Below are 16,957 nucleotides of genomic sequence, written 5' to 3'. Positions count from 1 at the left end.
CTGGTTTACGTCCTCCTTTTTCTAATCAAGTACGTAAAACAAAGCAGGATCAAAGGAAGTCCAACCACAAAAGTATAATGACCAATCTTAAGCATTCGATCGTAGAAATCGCTGATTGATGGATCTTGAGCCATCATAGCCAGAATAAAGAGTATGAACATGGCATAGGGGACAGCCTTTTTATGTTCGCCCCGGTGAAAAAAGCGACCTAATCCAACCGTTGCCATGTATATCCAAGCGACCATGGCAGTGCTAACAACAAAGACCCATACCGATAAAAAAATCAAATCGATCCGTTGAATGAGCTGAAAAGAAAAACCTTTCAGCATGTAAAGGAGAGGTTCCGAAACCTGGGAGATGACAGCCGGGCTGAAAATGATTAAACAGGTAAACACTTCAAATGCGTAAAAAAGTGTAATCAACATATTCCCTAAAGAAGCTGCCTTTAATTTCCCGCCGCTTTTCCCTTCAACAAATGGGTAAATCACCAATATAATTTCATACCCAACTAAAGGAAACAATGCTTCATTCGCTCCTTTGACGATTTTCCCCCATCCTGCTTCTGTTATAGGAAAAATATAACTGAAGTTCACATTGACATAACCCATCAAGGTTAATACCACCATAACAATGATTGTTAACGAAGAAATAACAAACAGTCTGGCAATCACTCGAAGGTTTTCTATAGCCAAATACATACAGGGAAGAAGGGTGAGAATTAATAATGCCCATCTAGGCGTTTCTTGCAGCACCCACCTTTCTATGACATCGGAAAATTTGGTTAGAACTGTTCCTGCAGAAAGCAGAAAATAGCCAATATAAGCAAGGCAAAGCAGATTACCAAGAAATTTTCCGGTAATCTTCGGTAAGAAACTGTATAGCGTATCGGAAGGAAATTGTTTGCAAAGTGCCCACAGAATCAAAATAATGACTTGTATAGCCAATCCAGCGATTAAAACAGAAATCCACCCTCCCCCCTTGGCGATTGCTTGCACTTTATTAGGAAGCGATAAAATTCCAACCCCCAATTGGGACTGTATCACAATAAACATGAACTGCCCTTGGGTAATTCTACTCTTTTCCGGGATCATCCTGTTCCCACTCCCTTGAATTTCTTTCTTGATTAAGCCTTTTTGGATGCGGATCATGAGGGCGTTGATTCAAACTCCAGATAGGAAAACGTATAAAGGTATCCTTCAAATCTTTCATTCGAAGAGGCATTATAGGCGCAAAATAAGCTGTACCAAAGGACTCTAACTTACATAAGTGAATTAAGATGAATAGCATGCCAAACATAATCCCGATCAAACCGAACATCGCAGAAAGGATCATGATCGGGAAGCCCAAAATACGTGTTGTTAAACTTATTTCATTAGATGGTGCGACAAAAGAAGAAATAGCCGTTAAGGCGATGACGATAACCATGGGATAGGAAATCAATCCAGCTCGCACGACCGATTCACCGATGACCAAGCCGCCAACAATGCCGATGGTTTGACCTACTCGGCTCGGCAATCGAACTCCTGCTTCACGTAGTACCTCTAAGGTAATCTGCATAATTAAAGCCTCAATAATAGGTGGAAATGGAACCCTGTCAATACTGCTTTTTACTGAAAGTATCAAATTTTCCGGAAGAATTTCGGGGTGAAAGCCAATAACCGCAATATATAAAGCAGGTATTAAAGATGCGATAATAAAACTCATCAACCGAAGCAATCGAATAAACGATCCGACCATCCACTTTCGGTGATAATCATCCGGGCTTTGATAAAAGGAAAAGAAAGTCACCGGTAAAATCAGTGCAGATGGGTCTCCATCAGATAAAATAGCTACACGGCCTTCCATGAGATGAGCTACCACCCGATCCGGTCTTTCCGTAAATAAGATTTGCGGAAATAGAGAATATGGGTTATCTTCAATTAATTCGGTAATGAATCCGGGTGAAAAAATGGTATCCATCGCAATGGAACTAATTCTATGATCTACTTCTTTAATCAGATCCGGATTCGCCAGGTCCTGCATAAAGAGAAGAGCTAATTTTGTATTGGTTACCTTTCCAATCTGGTAATAACGAACGACCAGATTCGGATTCATAACGCGTTTTCGAACTAGATAAAGATTCGTCATGAGGTGCTCTATAAAACCATCATGAGCACCGCGAATAACCCCTTCGTTCTCAGGCTCCAAGATACTCCGTTTATAAACTGCAGTTACGTCGATAACATAAACTTCTACTGTACCTTCGAATAACAATACGCACTTTCCTTGGATTAAGGCATGGGGCACTTCGCCCAGATCCGTTTTTTTCGTAATATCCAAAGAAGTAATGACTTTATCCACGGTTCCTTCTCTTTTTTCTTCTATAGGCTGGATGATTTCATTTTGAATTCTTTGTTGATCAGTTAAGGATTCAAAAAAGACAATGAGACCCTCCAATTGATTAAACCTAATGCTCCGCCATTTCAGATCACTTGAATGAAACAGCTGGTTTTCAATGTATTCCTTATTTTTTTCTAAAGAAGAATAAACATTCATTTCCATATGTGATTGTTTTTCTGTCCGGTTGTTCGAAAACAATTTTCTTAAAAGATCCATTATTCTGCTCCACCTAGGTTCAATCCAATTTTTATTAATTTAGCCATTATTATGAGCATTATTCCTTGGATACTGTTGATTAAATTGGTGGATTAGTCTCTAGAGCAAAAAAGGGATTTAATTATTTTGAAGGCAAATAAGAATTTATTAACAAAGTTTAACAGATGTAGGATGAAATTTCGTTCTAACTGTAGCACATATGGCTTAGCTGCAGGCTTTGGAGGAAAATATAAAAAATGTTCACAAAACATCCAGAAATTAAAAGAGGGTGAATTGCTATAATATCAGTTGTAGCTGCTCATTTTGGAGTGTATAAAGAATCTGGCTTTGGCCTTAAGATGGGGTTCTACACATTAGACAATTACATAGAAGCAATAATTCATAAAAATTAGAAATTCTAGTATGAAAAGGGTGCCTATTATGAATGAAACGAATCAGCTTCAGCGAAAGTTAAAATTAAGGCATGTCGTAGCAATTGGAATTGCTTATATGTCGCCCTTTGCTGTGTTTGATACTTTTGGAATTGCCTCGAAGGTATCTTCAGGACATGTACCTGCTGCCTATATTGTCGTTTTTATTGCCATTCTTTTTACCGCAATGAGCTATGGAAAACTAGTAAAAAAATATCCTACTGCAGGATCGGTTTACACTTATACAAAAAATATTTTGAATCCATATTTAGGGATTATTGTTGGATGGATCACTTTCATTGCGTATCTAGCTATGCCGATGGTTAATGCCTTACTAACCAAAATATATCTTTCATCTGTATTGCCTGAAGTTCCTGGTTGGATATGGATTGTAGGGCTTATAGTTGTGATTAGTATATTAAATATCTTTGGTGTTAAGCTTGCAGCTTCATTGAATATAATGGTTGTGTTATTTCAGTTTATTGTTGTGATACTCTTCATTTACCTTAATGTTCGTTCAATTATTAAGGGACCGGAACATTTTATTAATCTAAATGAGCTATTTCCATCTGGTATGGAATTTTTTAATGTTTTTTCAGGTGCTGCGCTACTCGCTTTATCCTTTATCGGATTTGATGCAATAACTACACTTTCTGAAGAAACGATTGAGCCGAGAAAGACAATTCCTAAGGCTATTATTATAGTTTGCTCAATAGGAGCGATCTTTTTCTTCACGGTTACTTACTTCATGCAATCTCTTTTTCCTGATGTTTCTGTGCTTCATAATATTGAAGGTGCTTCCCCACAAATTGCATACACAATTGGAGGAAATTTATTCTTATCTATATTCACTGCTGGAGCCTTATTCTCGGTATTTGCTTCTGGTTTAGCAGCTCAAGTAAGTGCCTCCAGAATGTTATATGCTATGGGAAGAGATAATGTACTGCCCAATCGGTTCTTTGGATACCTGCATCCTAAATTTAATTCGCCAGTACTAAATATTCTATTTATTGGGCTGCTAGCTCTTTCAGCACTTTTCTTAGATTTAACTTTGGCAACGTCACTTATTGATGTCGGTGCCTTTACTGCCTTTTCCTTTGTGAACATATGTGTAATTACAAATTACTTTAGAACTAAAAAGCCGCGTTCCTTTGGATTTACTTTTGGTAATTTGATAGGCCCTCTAATTGGTCTATGCTTTATTATTTTTCTATGGAGCAACCTTAATTTCCAGTCTATTTTAATTGGGTTTATTTGGGCGATGCTTGGTGTGTTGTATTTGGTAATATCCACAGGCTTTTTCACAAAAAAACCACCAAAAATCGACTTTGAAGAACTTGAATTGTAGAGTAAACCCTAAGTGGGAAAATATGTTTTTTTGACATCTTTTTAAAGTTAAAATAAAATGAATGATAGTCATTCATTTTTGAGAAGAGGTGATTAACGTATGGAGAGCAAGCATGACGGGAAATATAATAAAATTTTGAATGCCGCTATTGACGTCATTTCTGAAAAAGGGCTTGATAAGACTTCGATTTCAGATATCGTAAAAAAGGCTGGTGTTGCACAAGGTACTTTTTACTTATACTTCTCTTCAAAAAAGGCTTTAATACCAGCTATTGCAGATAATCTTCTCACTGTTACTCTAGAAGGAATTAAGGAAAAGATTCAAGGGAAAGATAATTTTTGGAACATCTTAGAAATTATGATTGATGAAACTTTTAATATTACGGATGCCTACAAAGACGTTATTGTCCTCTGTTATTCCGGACTTGCTATCGATTACTCAATGGAGAAATGGGAAGCAATCTACCAGACTTATTATCATTGGCTCGAGGAAATAATAACGAATGCCATTAACAAGAAAGAGATCATTAGTGATATTAATGTGAAATGGACGGCTAGAATCATAATAAATCTTGTTGAAAATGCTGCTGAACGATATTTTATCAGCTATGAGCAAGATGATGCACAAGAAGTATATAAGACTGAGCTATTTAACTTCTTAAAAAGATCGTTATTTAGAACATAAACAAGCTATTGGATAGTATCCAATACTTTTTGTTTAGCTTCAAAATGACTGACATTCATTCAATTTAAAGGATATGTAAAATGATAAATAATAGAAAAGATTTCTGGACAGGCATCGGTTTCAGCGGGATGTGTATTAATTGGCATGCTTTTTTAGAGAATCAAAAGATAGTAAACGAATTCTATTATTAGTGGATTAGCCACCAGTATAATATGTCTTAAATTTGTTTCAGGATACTAAATTATTCAAACTTCTCTAAGTGAAAATTTTAACGATTGGTTTTGGAAGGTGAAAAAATGGATTTTTTTGAAATCACATCAAAGCATATTAATACTTTGAACAATAGCGAAAAGGAACTTTATAACTACATAATTCGAAATATGGACGAAGTAAAGAGAAGTACGATTCGTGAATTGGCGGCAAAATGCTATGTATCCCCGGCGACTATAATTCGTTTCCTAAGAAAAATTGGCTTTTCTGGATATAGTGATTTTAATGCCATTATTAAATATACGGATTTAAATATTCAAGAAAATACGAATCCGTTTGTTGTTGACCAGGAAAAATATCGAATTGAGTATTTAAAAAATATTTATGAATCTGTTCGTGTGCTTGACGAGGAGAAAGTGGATAAAATTATCGAAATCCTAAAGGAAAAGCCAAGAATCGTTGTTATGGCTCGCGGGTTAAACAAAAGTATCGGCCATTATTTTGAATATCTTTTTTCAGGTCTTGGTTTTGAAGTAGTTTTCCCAGAGGATCACTATTTTCGCAAAATGTTGTTAAATGGAATTCGAAACTCCGACCTTGTTTTCTTTTTATCGTACGGGGGAGAAGATAAAGAATTGATCTGGGATATAGAACAGTTAAACATTAAATCGAAAGCGACCGTTGTATCCATTACATCAGCAAATAATAATCCTGTACAAAACATGAGCCATATTAATCTGTATGTGTTTGCAGACTATATCCAGTTTAACGAAATAGATATGACATCAAGAATCTCGATGATTAGTATTATTGAATTAATTGCCTATAAATATATGGAAAAAATAATAGAATAAGAGTATAGACAATTAGATTTTCTTCTGAACGTTTACTTCAAAAAGAGGTCTCTAAACTATGAAAAACATAGTTTAGGGACCTCTTTTTGTTGTGTTGTAAAACATGTTTCATGTTTTGAAACATGTTTTACAAGCACAGGAATTACCTGCTTTTTTACGGGGAAATGTTTCATGTTTTGGAACATTTTTTAATATTATCGCCCCGGAATCTAAACGCTTAAAAGCTATGTTCATAGCAAATGTTCAGCATTAGTATAGGGGTGTAAACATTACTGCAGAAATGTTCGCAAATATCGTGTATGTAAAAAATGAGTTTACATGGAGTGTCAACTATGGAAAATAAAAAAAAGCTTCGTTTATTTGACTCAGTACTTATGGCTGTAACAGTTGTTCTTGTAGCAGAATCTGTTGCCCCAGCTGCAGCTGTTGGACCATCCCAATTTTTCTGGTGGATACTGCTATTGCTTGGCTTCTTCTTGCCATATGGTTTAGTTTCGGCAGAGCTTGGAACGACCTATGATGATGAAGGCGGGATCTATGATTGGGTGAAACGTGCTTTCGGCCCAAGAAATGGCGGTAGGGTGGCTTGGTATTATTGGATCAATTATCCACTTTGGATGGGATCCCTTGCAGTACTTGTCCCAACGACGATAACACAAGTTTTCGGTTATAAATTTGGCGTGGTCAGTACCATATTAATCTCATTAGTTTTTATTTGGCTTGTAACGGGAGTCAGCCTGCTCCGAATTAGTGACAGCAAATGGATTTTGAACTTGGCAGCTATTTTTAAAGTGTTTATTATGGTGAGTCTTGGTGCAATTGGCATTTATTTTGCAGTAACAAAAGGCTTAGCAAACACGTTCACCATTAAAACAATGATGCCTTCGCTTGATATTACAAGTCTTTCATTCTTGTCGGTTATTATCTTCAATTTCCTTGGTTTTGAGGTAGTAGCATCGATGTCAGGTGAAATGAATAATCCACAGAAAGATATACCGAAAGCACTTATAATGGGCGGAATATTAATTGCTGTGTTTTATTTGCTGGCAGCTTTCGGAGTTGGTGTTGCAGTTCCATTTGACCAGCTTACTACTGATAGCGGTTTGATTGATAGCTTCTCGATATTACTTGGCCCAGCTGGCGGCTGGTTTGTAACAATTGTCGGTTTAATGTTCCTGTTCACATTGGCAGCGAACCTTATCTCGTGGGCATACGGGGTAAACTATGTGGCACTCTATGCCAGTGAAAACAACAGTTTACCTAAGATTTTTAAATGGAAAAGTGAGAAGACAGACATGCCGATTGGTGCTCCATTACTAAATGGAATAATAGCCTCCATTCTAGTATTGCTTATTCCTGTTATGAATCATTTCGGTTTAGAGGATATTTTCTGGAGCTTCTTTGCATTAAACTTAGTCACTCTGCTCGCATCCTATATCTTTATGTTCCCAGCTTTCCTAAAACTGCGGAAAATTGATCCAGATCGGGAACGCCCATTCAAGGTAAAGGCAACAGGGGCTCTACTGAAGATTATTACCTATGTACCACTTGTGTTATTAGTTTCTTCCGTCATTTTCACGATAGTACCACTTGATTTTAGTGAAGAAGAAATAATGTCTAAAATGCCACTACTTATAGGTACGATTATCGCGGTAATAGCTGGAGAAATATTCATTCATAGAAGTCTGAAACAAAAAAGAAATGGTAGAGGAGATGTTCATGATGAAAACGTTGCATAGTCATCCTAAAAAAGACGGATATCGTATGCCAGGGGAATTTGAGAGCCATGATGGATGCTGGATGATTTGGCCAGAACGGACTGATAATTGGCGCTTCGGTGGAAAGCCTGCCCAACACGCATTTGTCGATGTTGCAAAAGCAATTTCTGAATTTGAACCAGTGACTATGGTTGCCAGCCGGGTACAATATGATACCGCCCGCAACATGTTGCCTGAAAATATTCGTGTAGTCGAAATGACTACTGACGATGCTTGGATGCGCGACGTCGGTCCAACATTTGTCGTAAATGATGAAACTGGTGATGTTCGTGGAGTAGACTGGGCATTTAATTCTTGGGGCGGACTTGTCGATGGACTTTATTTCCCTTGGGATGCTGATGATAGTGTAGCACAAAAGGTTTGCGATCTTGAGGGCAAGGACAGATATCGATTAAAAAACTTTGTACTTGAAGGCGGATCTATCCATGTTGACGGTGAAGGCACAGTGATCGTAACGGAAGAATGCCTGCTGAGTGAGGGTCGTAATCCAAATTTATCCAAACAGGAAATCGAGAACATTTTAAAAGACTTTTTAAATGTTGAAAAAGTTATTTGGCTAAAACGCGGGATTTATCTAGATGAAACAAACGGTCATGTTGATAATATTTTTAACTATGTACGGCCAAGTGAAGTGGTTTTAGCTTGGACAGATGATGAAACGGACCCGCAATATGAAATTTCCAAAGAATGTTATGACATTTTAACAAGGGAAACAGATGCGAAGGGGCGTAAATTTAAAATTCATAAATTGCATATCCCATCACCAGTTTTGATTACAAAAGAAGAAAGCGAAGGTGTAGATAGTGTAGACGGAACGCTGCCTCGTATCGAGGGTGACCGATTAGCTGCTTCTTATGCAAACTACTACACTGCAAACGGAGGCGTAATTATCCCTCTATTTAACGATCCAAATGATGAAAAAGCATTAGCGTTGTTCAGAGAATTATATCCTGATCGTAAAGTAGTAGGGGTTTATGCAAGAGAAATCCTCCTTGGCGGCGGAAACATCCATTGTATTACGCAGCAGCAGCCTTTAAGTGTCCCGGCAGGAAAAACATTAGTGTTGCAAAGCTAAAATTCTATCAGGTTCCAAACCCTTTTAATTACGTACGAATCTATTGAATGGGATAAAAAAACTGCTTGAAAACAACTATTTAGAATGACAGAAAGAGGTAATCTAAAATGTCAAGAATTGTAATAGCTCTAGGAGGTAATGCTCTTGGCAATACACCTATCGAGCAAAAACGATGCATTGATGAAGCTGCTCATGCTCTAGTAAATCTGATTAAAGAAGGTCATGAGATTATAATTAGCCATGGAAATGGTCCCCAAGTAGGTATGATTCAGCTGGCATTTGAAAAATCTTCAAAGATAGATGAAAAAATTGTCCAGATGGATCTTCCAGAGTGTTCAGCAATGAGCCAAGGATATATTGGCTTCCATCTGCAAAATGGAATCAAAAAAGAATTGAGAAAACAAGGTATGCCTTGGCAAGTTGGAACAATTGTAACGCAGGTTGTCGTTAATGGAAATGACCCTGCTTTCTCAAACCCTACAAAGCCAATTGGCGGATATTATGATGAAGCAACTGCGAAAACCTTAATGGAGAACCACCCTGGTGAAGTTTATGCAGAAGATGCTGGCAGAGGATGGCGCAAAATGGTGGCATCACCAAAACCGGTTGATATTGTTGAACGTGATTCCATTTTAAGTCTTCTTAATCAAGAATTTATTGTCATTGCATGTGGAGGAGGAGGTATACCGGTTGTAATAGACGATAATGGCGATTATCAAAGTGTAGCAGCTGTAATAGATAAAGATTTTGCTTCTGCAAAATTAGCGGAGCTAGTAGATGCCGATTTCCTATTTATCCTAACTGCCATTGACAGAGTATCGATCAATTGGGGGAAACCGAATCAAACTGAGTTATCCGAGATTAACGTAAAACAAGCACAAGATTATTGCAATGAGGGACATTTTGCACCTGGAAGCATGCTTCCTAAAGTAGAGGCTGCTATTCAATTTGCCCAAAGCGGAAAAAACAGAAAAGCGGTTATTGCCTCTTTGGAAAAAGCCTCATTAGCTATAAAAGGCCTAACAGGAACATTGATTACAGATGAATTGCCGATTCAATTAGTAAGATAGCATCTTTTGCGCTGCCTTTAAAGGAGGTGATTAATAGAAAAGGCCTAGCTTTTTTGAGCCGCAATTCATAACGAAAATAGTAAAATTCCGTAATTAGAATTTTAATAAAAAGAATCAATTAATAAAAAAAGTAAAATTGAAATCCTGCCAATAACGGATACATTCATTTAATTATAAAGCAATAACTAATCGCTTAATGCTTAAGGAGGAAATAACAATGACTGTAAAACACTTTATCGACACAAATGATTTCTCTAAGAAAGAATTAAAGGATATTGCTAACTTATCTATTACACTTAAAAAGTGCATTAAAGCTGGATACTATCCACAGCTTCTTAAAAATAAAACATTAGGCATGATTTTTCAACAATCTTCAACAAGAACACGTGTATCATTTGAAACAGCAATGGAACAGCTTGGAGGACATGCACAATATTTAGCACCAGGTCAAATCCAACTTGGAGGACATGAAACAATTGAAGATACAAGCCGTGTTCTTTCTAGATTAGTAGATATTTTGATGGCTCGTGTAGACAGACACAAATCAGTGGTAGATTTAGCTAATAATTCAACAATCCCTGTTATTAATGCCATGTCTGATTATAACCATCCAACTCAAGAAATGGGTGACCTTATTACAATGATCGAGCACCTTCCAGCAGGCAAAAAATTAGAAGATTGCAAAGTAGTGTTTGTTGGAGATGCAACTCAAGTTTGTGCCTCACTTGGATTTATCACAACGAAAATGGGGATGAACTTTGTCCATTTTGGACCAAAAGGTTATCAGTTGAGAGAAAACCATATTAAGATTTTAGAAGAAAATTGCAAGGTTTCAGGCGGCAGCTTCTATATCACGGATAATGCTGATGAAGCTTTAAAAGATGCTGATTTTGTCTACACAGATGTATGGTATGGCCTATACGATGCTGAATTATCAGAAGAAGAAAGATTGGCGATCTTCTATCCTAAATATCAAGTTACTATGGATCTTATCAAAAAAGCAAAACCTAGTGTCAAATTTATGCACTGTTTACCTGCATCTCGTGGTGAAGAAGTAACAGATGAAGTTATTGATTCCAATTTCTCAGTCGTTTTCGATGAAGCAGAAAACAGACTTACCGCAATGCGTGGCCTTCTCGTCTATTTCTTAGGCTTGAATAAACCAGATGCTGCAAAAGTTGAAGAAGTTAAAGCTGAATTAGAAATGGTATTAGCAGAAGTGTTTAAACCTGAAAAAGAATTAGTTGGCGCTATTTAAAGTAGACGTTGAATAAATAAGCATAAGCTGTCCCATATGGTCTTATCTTTAAGATCTAAAATGGGTCAGCTTTTCAACTTTAACAAAAAAGGAGTGATTTAGGTGGAATTATGGTATTCACAACTGCAAACCGATAACATTAAACTTTCAATTAAAGTAAAAGAGCATTTATACACGGGAAAAAGTCCATACCAGCAAATCGATATTTTTGAGAGCGAAGAAATGGGGATATTTCTGATTATTGATGGCATTGTTATGCTTACATCGAAGGATGAATTCATCTATCATGATATGATTGTCCACGTTCCATTGGCAACAAACCCTTCAATTAAAAAAGCACTTGTTATCGGAGGCGGTGATGGCGGCACAGTTCGCGAATTAACACGCTACCCATCTATTGAAAAAATTCATATGGTTGAAATTGATGAAATGGTAGTCGCTGCAGCAAAGAAATTTCTTCCTTTAACGGCAGGCAGGTTAGATGACCCAAGGGTTTCTCTTTATTTTGAGGATGGTGCCGAATTTTTACGGAATTCGAAAGAGAAATACGACCTGATTATTGTTGATTCTACCGACCCGATAGGCCCGGGGGAAGGCTTGTTCACAAATGAATTTTACCAGAACTGTTTCAATTCCCTAACAGATGAGGGAATTCTAGTTAACCAATGTGAAAGTCCTTTTTATGAAAAAAATGCAAAGGAAATGCGACGCGCAATTTCAAAAATTAAAAGACTGTTCCCGATTTCTGAAGTTTATCAATATCATATGCCTACTTATCCTTCTGGTCACTGGCTGTTTGGATTTGCATCAAAAAAATTCCATCCGCTTCATGACTTCCGACCAGAAAAATGGACGGAATTGGGCATTGAGACAAAATATTATAATACAGATGTTCATCGAGGTGCGTTCATGTTACCAACCTATGTGAGGGAGCAGATTAGCCGTGTCGAGAAGTCTGAATAATTCACCTGAATCAATATATCAAACATTGTTGAAGTTTTGCCATGTGAAAAGTGTTACTGATTCAGAAGGGGAAAAAGAAGCACCGCGATTCTTATATGAAGAGCTAAAAATACTTCCATACTATCAAGAAAATCCCAATGATTTATTTATTCAGCCAATCCAAGAGGATCGGCTTGGGCGCTCAAATCTTTGTGCATGGGTCAAGGCAAAAAATAAAACGAAGAAAACTATCATTTTAATGGGTCATTTTGATGTCGTTGATACCGATGTTTGCGGATACTTAAGTGAAGAAGCATTTGATCCGGAAACATACACGAATCTGATAGAGAAAGAAATGATTTCAGAGGAGGCTAGACGAGACCTGGAATCTGGAGATTGGATTTTCGGTCGGGGAACTGCTGATATGAAATCCGGCTTGATCATCCAGGCGGCCGTTCTTGCCGAGTTGTCAAAGAATCCCGCAGCACTGGATGCCAATTTACTTTATCTGGCTGTAGCCGATGAAGAAAATAATGCCTGCGGAATTCATGAAGCAGTCCGTTATTTGGCGGAATTAAAGAAAGACGGCTATGAATTCATTTGCTGTATTGACAGTGAGCCCAGTATCACTCAGGAAAATAAAGATCATGGCTGGATCCATCTCGGCACCGTCGGCATGTATACTCCTTTTACCTTCATTCTTGGCAAGGAGACACATGTCGGTGAATATTTTGAAGGAATTCCAGCCTCGTTAATTGCCTTTAAGCTGGGAGGAATACTTGAGGGAAATGGTCAATTTGCAGATAAATATAAAGATGTGACTTATCCGCCGCTTACATGCTTAAAGATATATGATTTGAAGCGAACCTATTCTGTAACCGTTATTGAACGGATTGCTATGTATTACAATTGCTTGTTTGTCACAAAAACACCTGGCGAAATTCTTGATATGATGAAGGCTGCTGCAAAGAAGGCATTGGATGAGGCATTGGCTGACTATAGTGAAAATTGGTTAGAGCAGCATACCCATACAGAAAAGAAAGAGTTTATTCCTCAGATTATTGAATATGCAGAACTGTCAAAAATGGCAGAGCGGGCAACGGGACTCTCATCGCAGGAAATTACAAAGGAGTTCCTTAAGAGTCTGCCTCCGGAACTAGAACTTCAAGACAGGGGCATGAAGCTAGTTAATCATTTTATTGATGTAACTGGTTTAAAGGGTCCAACTGTAATTGTTGGATTTTTGCCGCCATTCTGTCCATCAGGCTTCAACGAAAGAAAGACAATGGAAGAACTTAAGGTAATTGAAAGTGTAGAACGCTTGGTTAATTTAGCAAAAGAACAATATGATATGACAATTTCTATTGGTGAAATTTACGAGGGTATCTCCGACTTAAGTGAATTTGCCTTTAAAGGAACGAATAAGGATATCGATACCTTATCCAATAATTTTGCTGGCTGGGGAACCGATTTCACTTACCCGTTTGACCAGTCAAAGTTTCTCGATATTCCAATAGTCAATATTGGCCCAATCGGTAAGGATGCTCATAAAAAGACCGAGCGTCTTTATTTGCCATATGCACTTGAAGTGTTACCGCATCTTTTAAAAGACATGATTTACAGCCTTGCGAAATAGTTTTTTCTTTAGCATATTTTCATTCTAGTTTCCAAACTGGATTGCTAAGAAATGAAAAAGATAAAAAAGTTTTTTTAAAGCTTTTTCCTAAGATCAGTGACAGTCACTGTTGGTTTTTGGCACGTTGTTAACACAAGAACAGTAAAATTTCGGAACAGATGAAAAAAGAAGGCAACTAATCCGTTGCCTTCTTTTTATTTGGAATGGTGTTCATTTTTCTGGAATGGCCAAAGCAAATATTATTTTTTAAAATTCATTGTGAAATTATTTAAGAATCTGAAGCATAGGGTTTGCAATAGTTGTTAAAAATAAATGCGATTTACAATTACCTAGGAGTTGAACCGCATGAATGTATGGGAGCAAGTATATAATCCATTGAGTAACATTTGGTTTTCGGCTATTATAGCAGCCATTCCTATAATCTTTTTTATTGTAATGCTGACAGTTTTTAAATTAAAAGGTTATATTGCAGGACTCTACAGCATAATTGTAGCAGGACTTGTTGCCGTCTTTATCTACAAAATGCCTGCTATTTTAGTTTTGATGTCTGCCATCTTTGGAGCTCTATCCGGTATATGGCCGGTAGCATCGATTGTATTTGCTGCCATTTTCCTTTATAAAATCACAGTAAAAACAGGCAAATTCAAAATAATAGAAAATAGTATATCCTTTATTACAGCCGATCAACGATTGCAGGTCCTCATTGTAGCATTCTCATTCGGTGCATTTTTGGAAGGTGCTGCAGGATTTGGAGCACCAGTTGCGATAACAGCAGCCATTTTAGTAGGACTTGGATTTAGTCCGATTTATGCAGCCAGCCTTTGTTTGATTGCAAACATTGCCGGCGGTGCATATGGAGCAATGGGCATTCCTGTAACTGTGCCCTCATTACTTACAGGTTTAGATAGTCTTGCTGTTGGAAGATATACAGCATTTGTCCTTCCAATATTAAGTGTTCTAGTAGCATTCTTATTAGTATTTATCATTGATGGGATGAAAGGGATTAGACAAACGTTCCCAGCAGTTTTAGTCAGCGGGGTTTCATTTGGGCTTACTCAGGCCATAGTTCTATTTTTCCTGGGTGCTGAACTTGCAGACATCTTTGCTGCAATTGTAAGCCTAGTAGCACTTTCACTATTTTTACAAATATGGAAACCAAAAGAGATATTCCGTATAAGTAATGAGAACAAAGTAGATAAACAGGTTAAGTATTCTTTAGGGCAAATTGCATATGCGTGGCTGCCATTTGTATTTCTAACTTTATGTGTTACTTTCTTTAATTTATCTTTTTTTAAAAATTTATTTATCCCAGGGGGTCCTTTAGAAAAGTTAGTGTTATTGCTGCCGATTCCGGGATTAAACAACGTAGTCATAAAGCATGCACCAATAGTACCGAAAGATACACCGTATGCTGCAGTATTTAAATTAGATTTATTTTCATCTACTACAACAGCAATTGTCCTGACGATCATTGTCGCAAGCATTCTCTTTCGCTGCAGCAGTAAGCTGCTGTGGGATAGTTCAAAAGAAACTGCAAAAGAATTATTCTCCCCAGTCCTAACAATTTGCAGTGTACTTGCCTTTGCTTATATTTGTACCTACTCTGGTATGTCATCAACACTTGGTTTAGCATTTGCTTCCACAGGCGCAGTATTTCCATTATTCTCCCCAGTGTTAGGGTGGTTGGGAGTTTTTTTAACAGGATCTGTTGTAAACAGCGGTTCCTTATTTGCTCCACTACAATCTGTCACAGCTTCTCAAATTGGTATCGCACCTGAATCGATGGTTGCGGTCAATGTAATGGGCGGCACCATGGCAAAAATGATTTCACCTCAATCTATAGCTGTTGCTGCAGCAGCAGTTGGATTAGCAGGAAAAGAAAGTGAATTATTTAAAGTGACAATTAAATATAGCTTATGTCTACTTGTTGTAATTGGAATAATCAGCTGGTTACTATTTTAATTTCATTCGAAGGGAGATCGTTAATCATGGATAAAGAAAAAGTAAATCGTGTAGTACTAATTGGAACAGGTGCTGTAGGGTGTAGTTATGTATATTCATTGATCAACCAGGGGGTTGTTGAGGAAATAGTCTTAATTGATGTAAATGAAAAAAAATCAGAAGGCGAGGCAATGGATCTTAATCACGGCATGCCGTTCGCGCCTTCACCAGTAAAGGTATGGAGCGGTTCATATCAAGACTGTGGCAGTGCTGACTTAGTGGTTATCACTGCGGGATTGGCACAAAAGCCAGGTGAAACCCGATTGGATTTAGTTGAAAAAAACACAAGAATATTTAAGCAAATAATAAAAAGCGTTATGGAAAATGGATTTAATGGAATATTCTTAGTGGCAACAAATCCAGTGGATATCTTAACTTACGTAACTTGGAGAGAATCAGGATTACCAAAAGAACGTGTAATCGGTTCTGGAACGGTATTAGACTCTGCACGTCTAAGGTTTGCTTTAGGAAAATATTTCAACGTAGATACAAGAAATGTTCATGCAGCCATCATTGGTGAACATGGAGACACAGAGCTCGCTGTTTGGAGTCATGCAATGATTGGAATTGAGCATCTTGATACTGTTTTAGAACGGAAGGGAGATCTTAAAAAAGAATGTTTAGAACAAATTTTTGTAAACGTCCGTGATGCTGCCTATCATATCATTGAGCGAAAAGGGGCTACATACTATGGAATAGGTATGTCCCTTGTAAGGATTACAAAAGCAATCCTTAATAATGAAAATAGCATCCTGACAGTATCTGCCTATCTAAACGGAGAATACGGGCAAAATGATGTTTATATTGGAGTACCAGCTGTAATTAATCGTGCCGGTATCCGAGAAATTGTCGAAATTGATCTGAATGAAAAGGAAAAAGAGCAATTTAATCATTCCGTTTCAATGCTTAAAGAAACAATGCGGCCTTTCATTTAATAAATGAAAGTATACTTATCAATTTAAGAAATTTTCGATAATGCATTAATTGAGTTATGGTACGGTGAAGTATCAAGAATAGTAGCGGTTTCCACATTAATTATCCTAAAACCATATCATTTCTTCTAAGGTTTTATGGCTGGAGCTTTATTGCAGGTCTC

The 16,957-nt window shown here is 37.3% G+C and carries 13 protein-coding genes; 11 read left to right on the top strand and 2 right to left on the bottom strand.

Annotated elements, in window-relative coordinates; translation table 11 throughout:
• Positions 1-5: 5 nt before the first annotated feature.
• Both QNH20_RS26560 and QNH20_RS26555 read right to left on the bottom strand, forming a co-directional pair.
• Entirely contained in the window at positions 6-1,091 is a 1,086-nt protein-coding gene (locus QNH20_RS26560) for a GerAB/ArcD/ProY family transporter (protein ID WP_283920901.1), read from the bottom strand.
• On the bottom strand, positions 1,072-2,595 hold the full coding sequence (locus QNH20_RS26555; protein ID WP_283920900.1) for a spore germination protein: 1,524 nt from the start codon (positions 2,593-2,595) through the stop codon (positions 1,072-1,074). Before QNH20_RS26555 ends, QNH20_RS26560 begins: the two co-directional genes overlap by 20 nt.
• Before the next feature lie 420 nt (positions 2,596-3,015).
• Here QNH20_RS26555 and QNH20_RS26550 point away from each other — a divergent pair, with 420 nt between their 5' ends.
• From QNH20_RS26550 to QNH20_RS26500, 11 genes are all read left to right on the top strand, one after another.
• Positions 3,016-4,353 carry an APC family permease gene (locus tag QNH20_RS26550; RefSeq protein WP_283920899.1) on the top strand — a complete coding sequence of 446 codons (1,338 nt, stop codon included), beginning with the start codon at positions 3,016-3,018 and terminating at the stop codon, positions 4,351-4,353.
• Positions 4,354-4,452: 99 nt separating this feature from the next.
• The gene (locus QNH20_RS26545) at positions 4,453-5,037 is read left to right on the top strand and encodes a TetR/AcrR family transcriptional regulator (RefSeq protein ID WP_283920898.1); all 585 of its coding nucleotides are present in this window, start codon (positions 4,453-4,455) and stop codon (positions 5,035-5,037) included.
• A gap of 296 nt (positions 5,038-5,333) precedes the next feature.
• Positions 5,334-6,101, top strand: a complete 768-nt coding sequence (locus tag QNH20_RS26540) for a MurR/RpiR family transcriptional regulator (RefSeq protein ID WP_283920897.1) — start codon at positions 5,334-5,336, stop codon at positions 6,099-6,101.
• A gap of 332 nt (positions 6,102-6,433) precedes the next feature.
• Entirely contained in the window at positions 6,434-7,840 is a 1,407-nt protein-coding gene (locus QNH20_RS26535) for an APC family permease (RefSeq protein ID WP_283920896.1), read from the top strand.
• Positions 7,824-8,954, top strand: a complete 1,131-nt coding sequence (gene aguA, locus QNH20_RS26530; RefSeq protein ID WP_283923519.1) for an agmatine deiminase — start codon at positions 7,824-7,826, stop codon at positions 8,952-8,954. The genes QNH20_RS26535 and aguA overlap by 17 nt, the downstream gene beginning before the upstream one ends.
• Before the next feature lie 107 nt (positions 8,955-9,061).
• On the top strand, positions 9,062-10,024 hold the full coding sequence (gene arcC, locus QNH20_RS26525; RefSeq protein ID WP_283920895.1) for a carbamate kinase: 963 nt from the start codon (positions 9,062-9,064) through the stop codon (positions 10,022-10,024).
• Positions 10,025-10,241: 217 nt separating this feature from the next.
• Positions 10,242-11,282 carry a putrescine carbamoyltransferase gene (gene ptcA / locus QNH20_RS26520; protein ID WP_283920894.1) on the top strand — a complete coding sequence of 347 codons (1,041 nt, stop codon included), beginning with the start codon at positions 10,242-10,244 and terminating at the stop codon, positions 11,280-11,282.
• Positions 11,283-11,384: 102 nt separating this feature from the next.
• A complete protein-coding gene (gene speE, locus QNH20_RS26515; protein ID WP_283920893.1) occupies positions 11,385-12,245 on the top strand; it encodes a polyamine aminopropyltransferase in 861 nt (286 codons plus the stop codon).
• A complete protein-coding gene (locus QNH20_RS26510) occupies positions 12,226-13,860 on the top strand; it encodes a M20/M25/M40 family metallo-hydrolase (RefSeq protein WP_283920892.1) in 1,635 nt (544 codons plus the stop codon). The genes speE and QNH20_RS26510 overlap by 20 nt, the downstream gene beginning before the upstream one ends.
• Before the next feature lie 345 nt (positions 13,861-14,205).
• The gene (locus QNH20_RS26505) at positions 14,206-15,822 is read left to right on the top strand and encodes a lactate permease LctP family transporter (protein WP_283920891.1); all 1,617 of its coding nucleotides are present in this window, start codon (positions 14,206-14,208) and stop codon (positions 15,820-15,822) included.
• Between the two features lie 26 nt (positions 15,823-15,848).
• On the top strand, positions 15,849-16,796 hold the full coding sequence (locus QNH20_RS26500; RefSeq protein WP_283920890.1) for an L-lactate dehydrogenase: 948 nt from the start codon (positions 15,849-15,851) through the stop codon (positions 16,794-16,796).
• Positions 16,797-16,957: the final 161 nt, after the last annotated feature.

It is taken from the genome of Neobacillus sp. WH10, assembly GCF_030123405.1.
GTDB lineage: Bacteria > Bacillota > Bacilli > Bacillales > Cytobacillaceae > Neobacillus.
The sequence above is the reverse complement of the archived record's forward strand: the minus strand, read 5'-3'. Positions and strand labels throughout refer to the sequence as shown.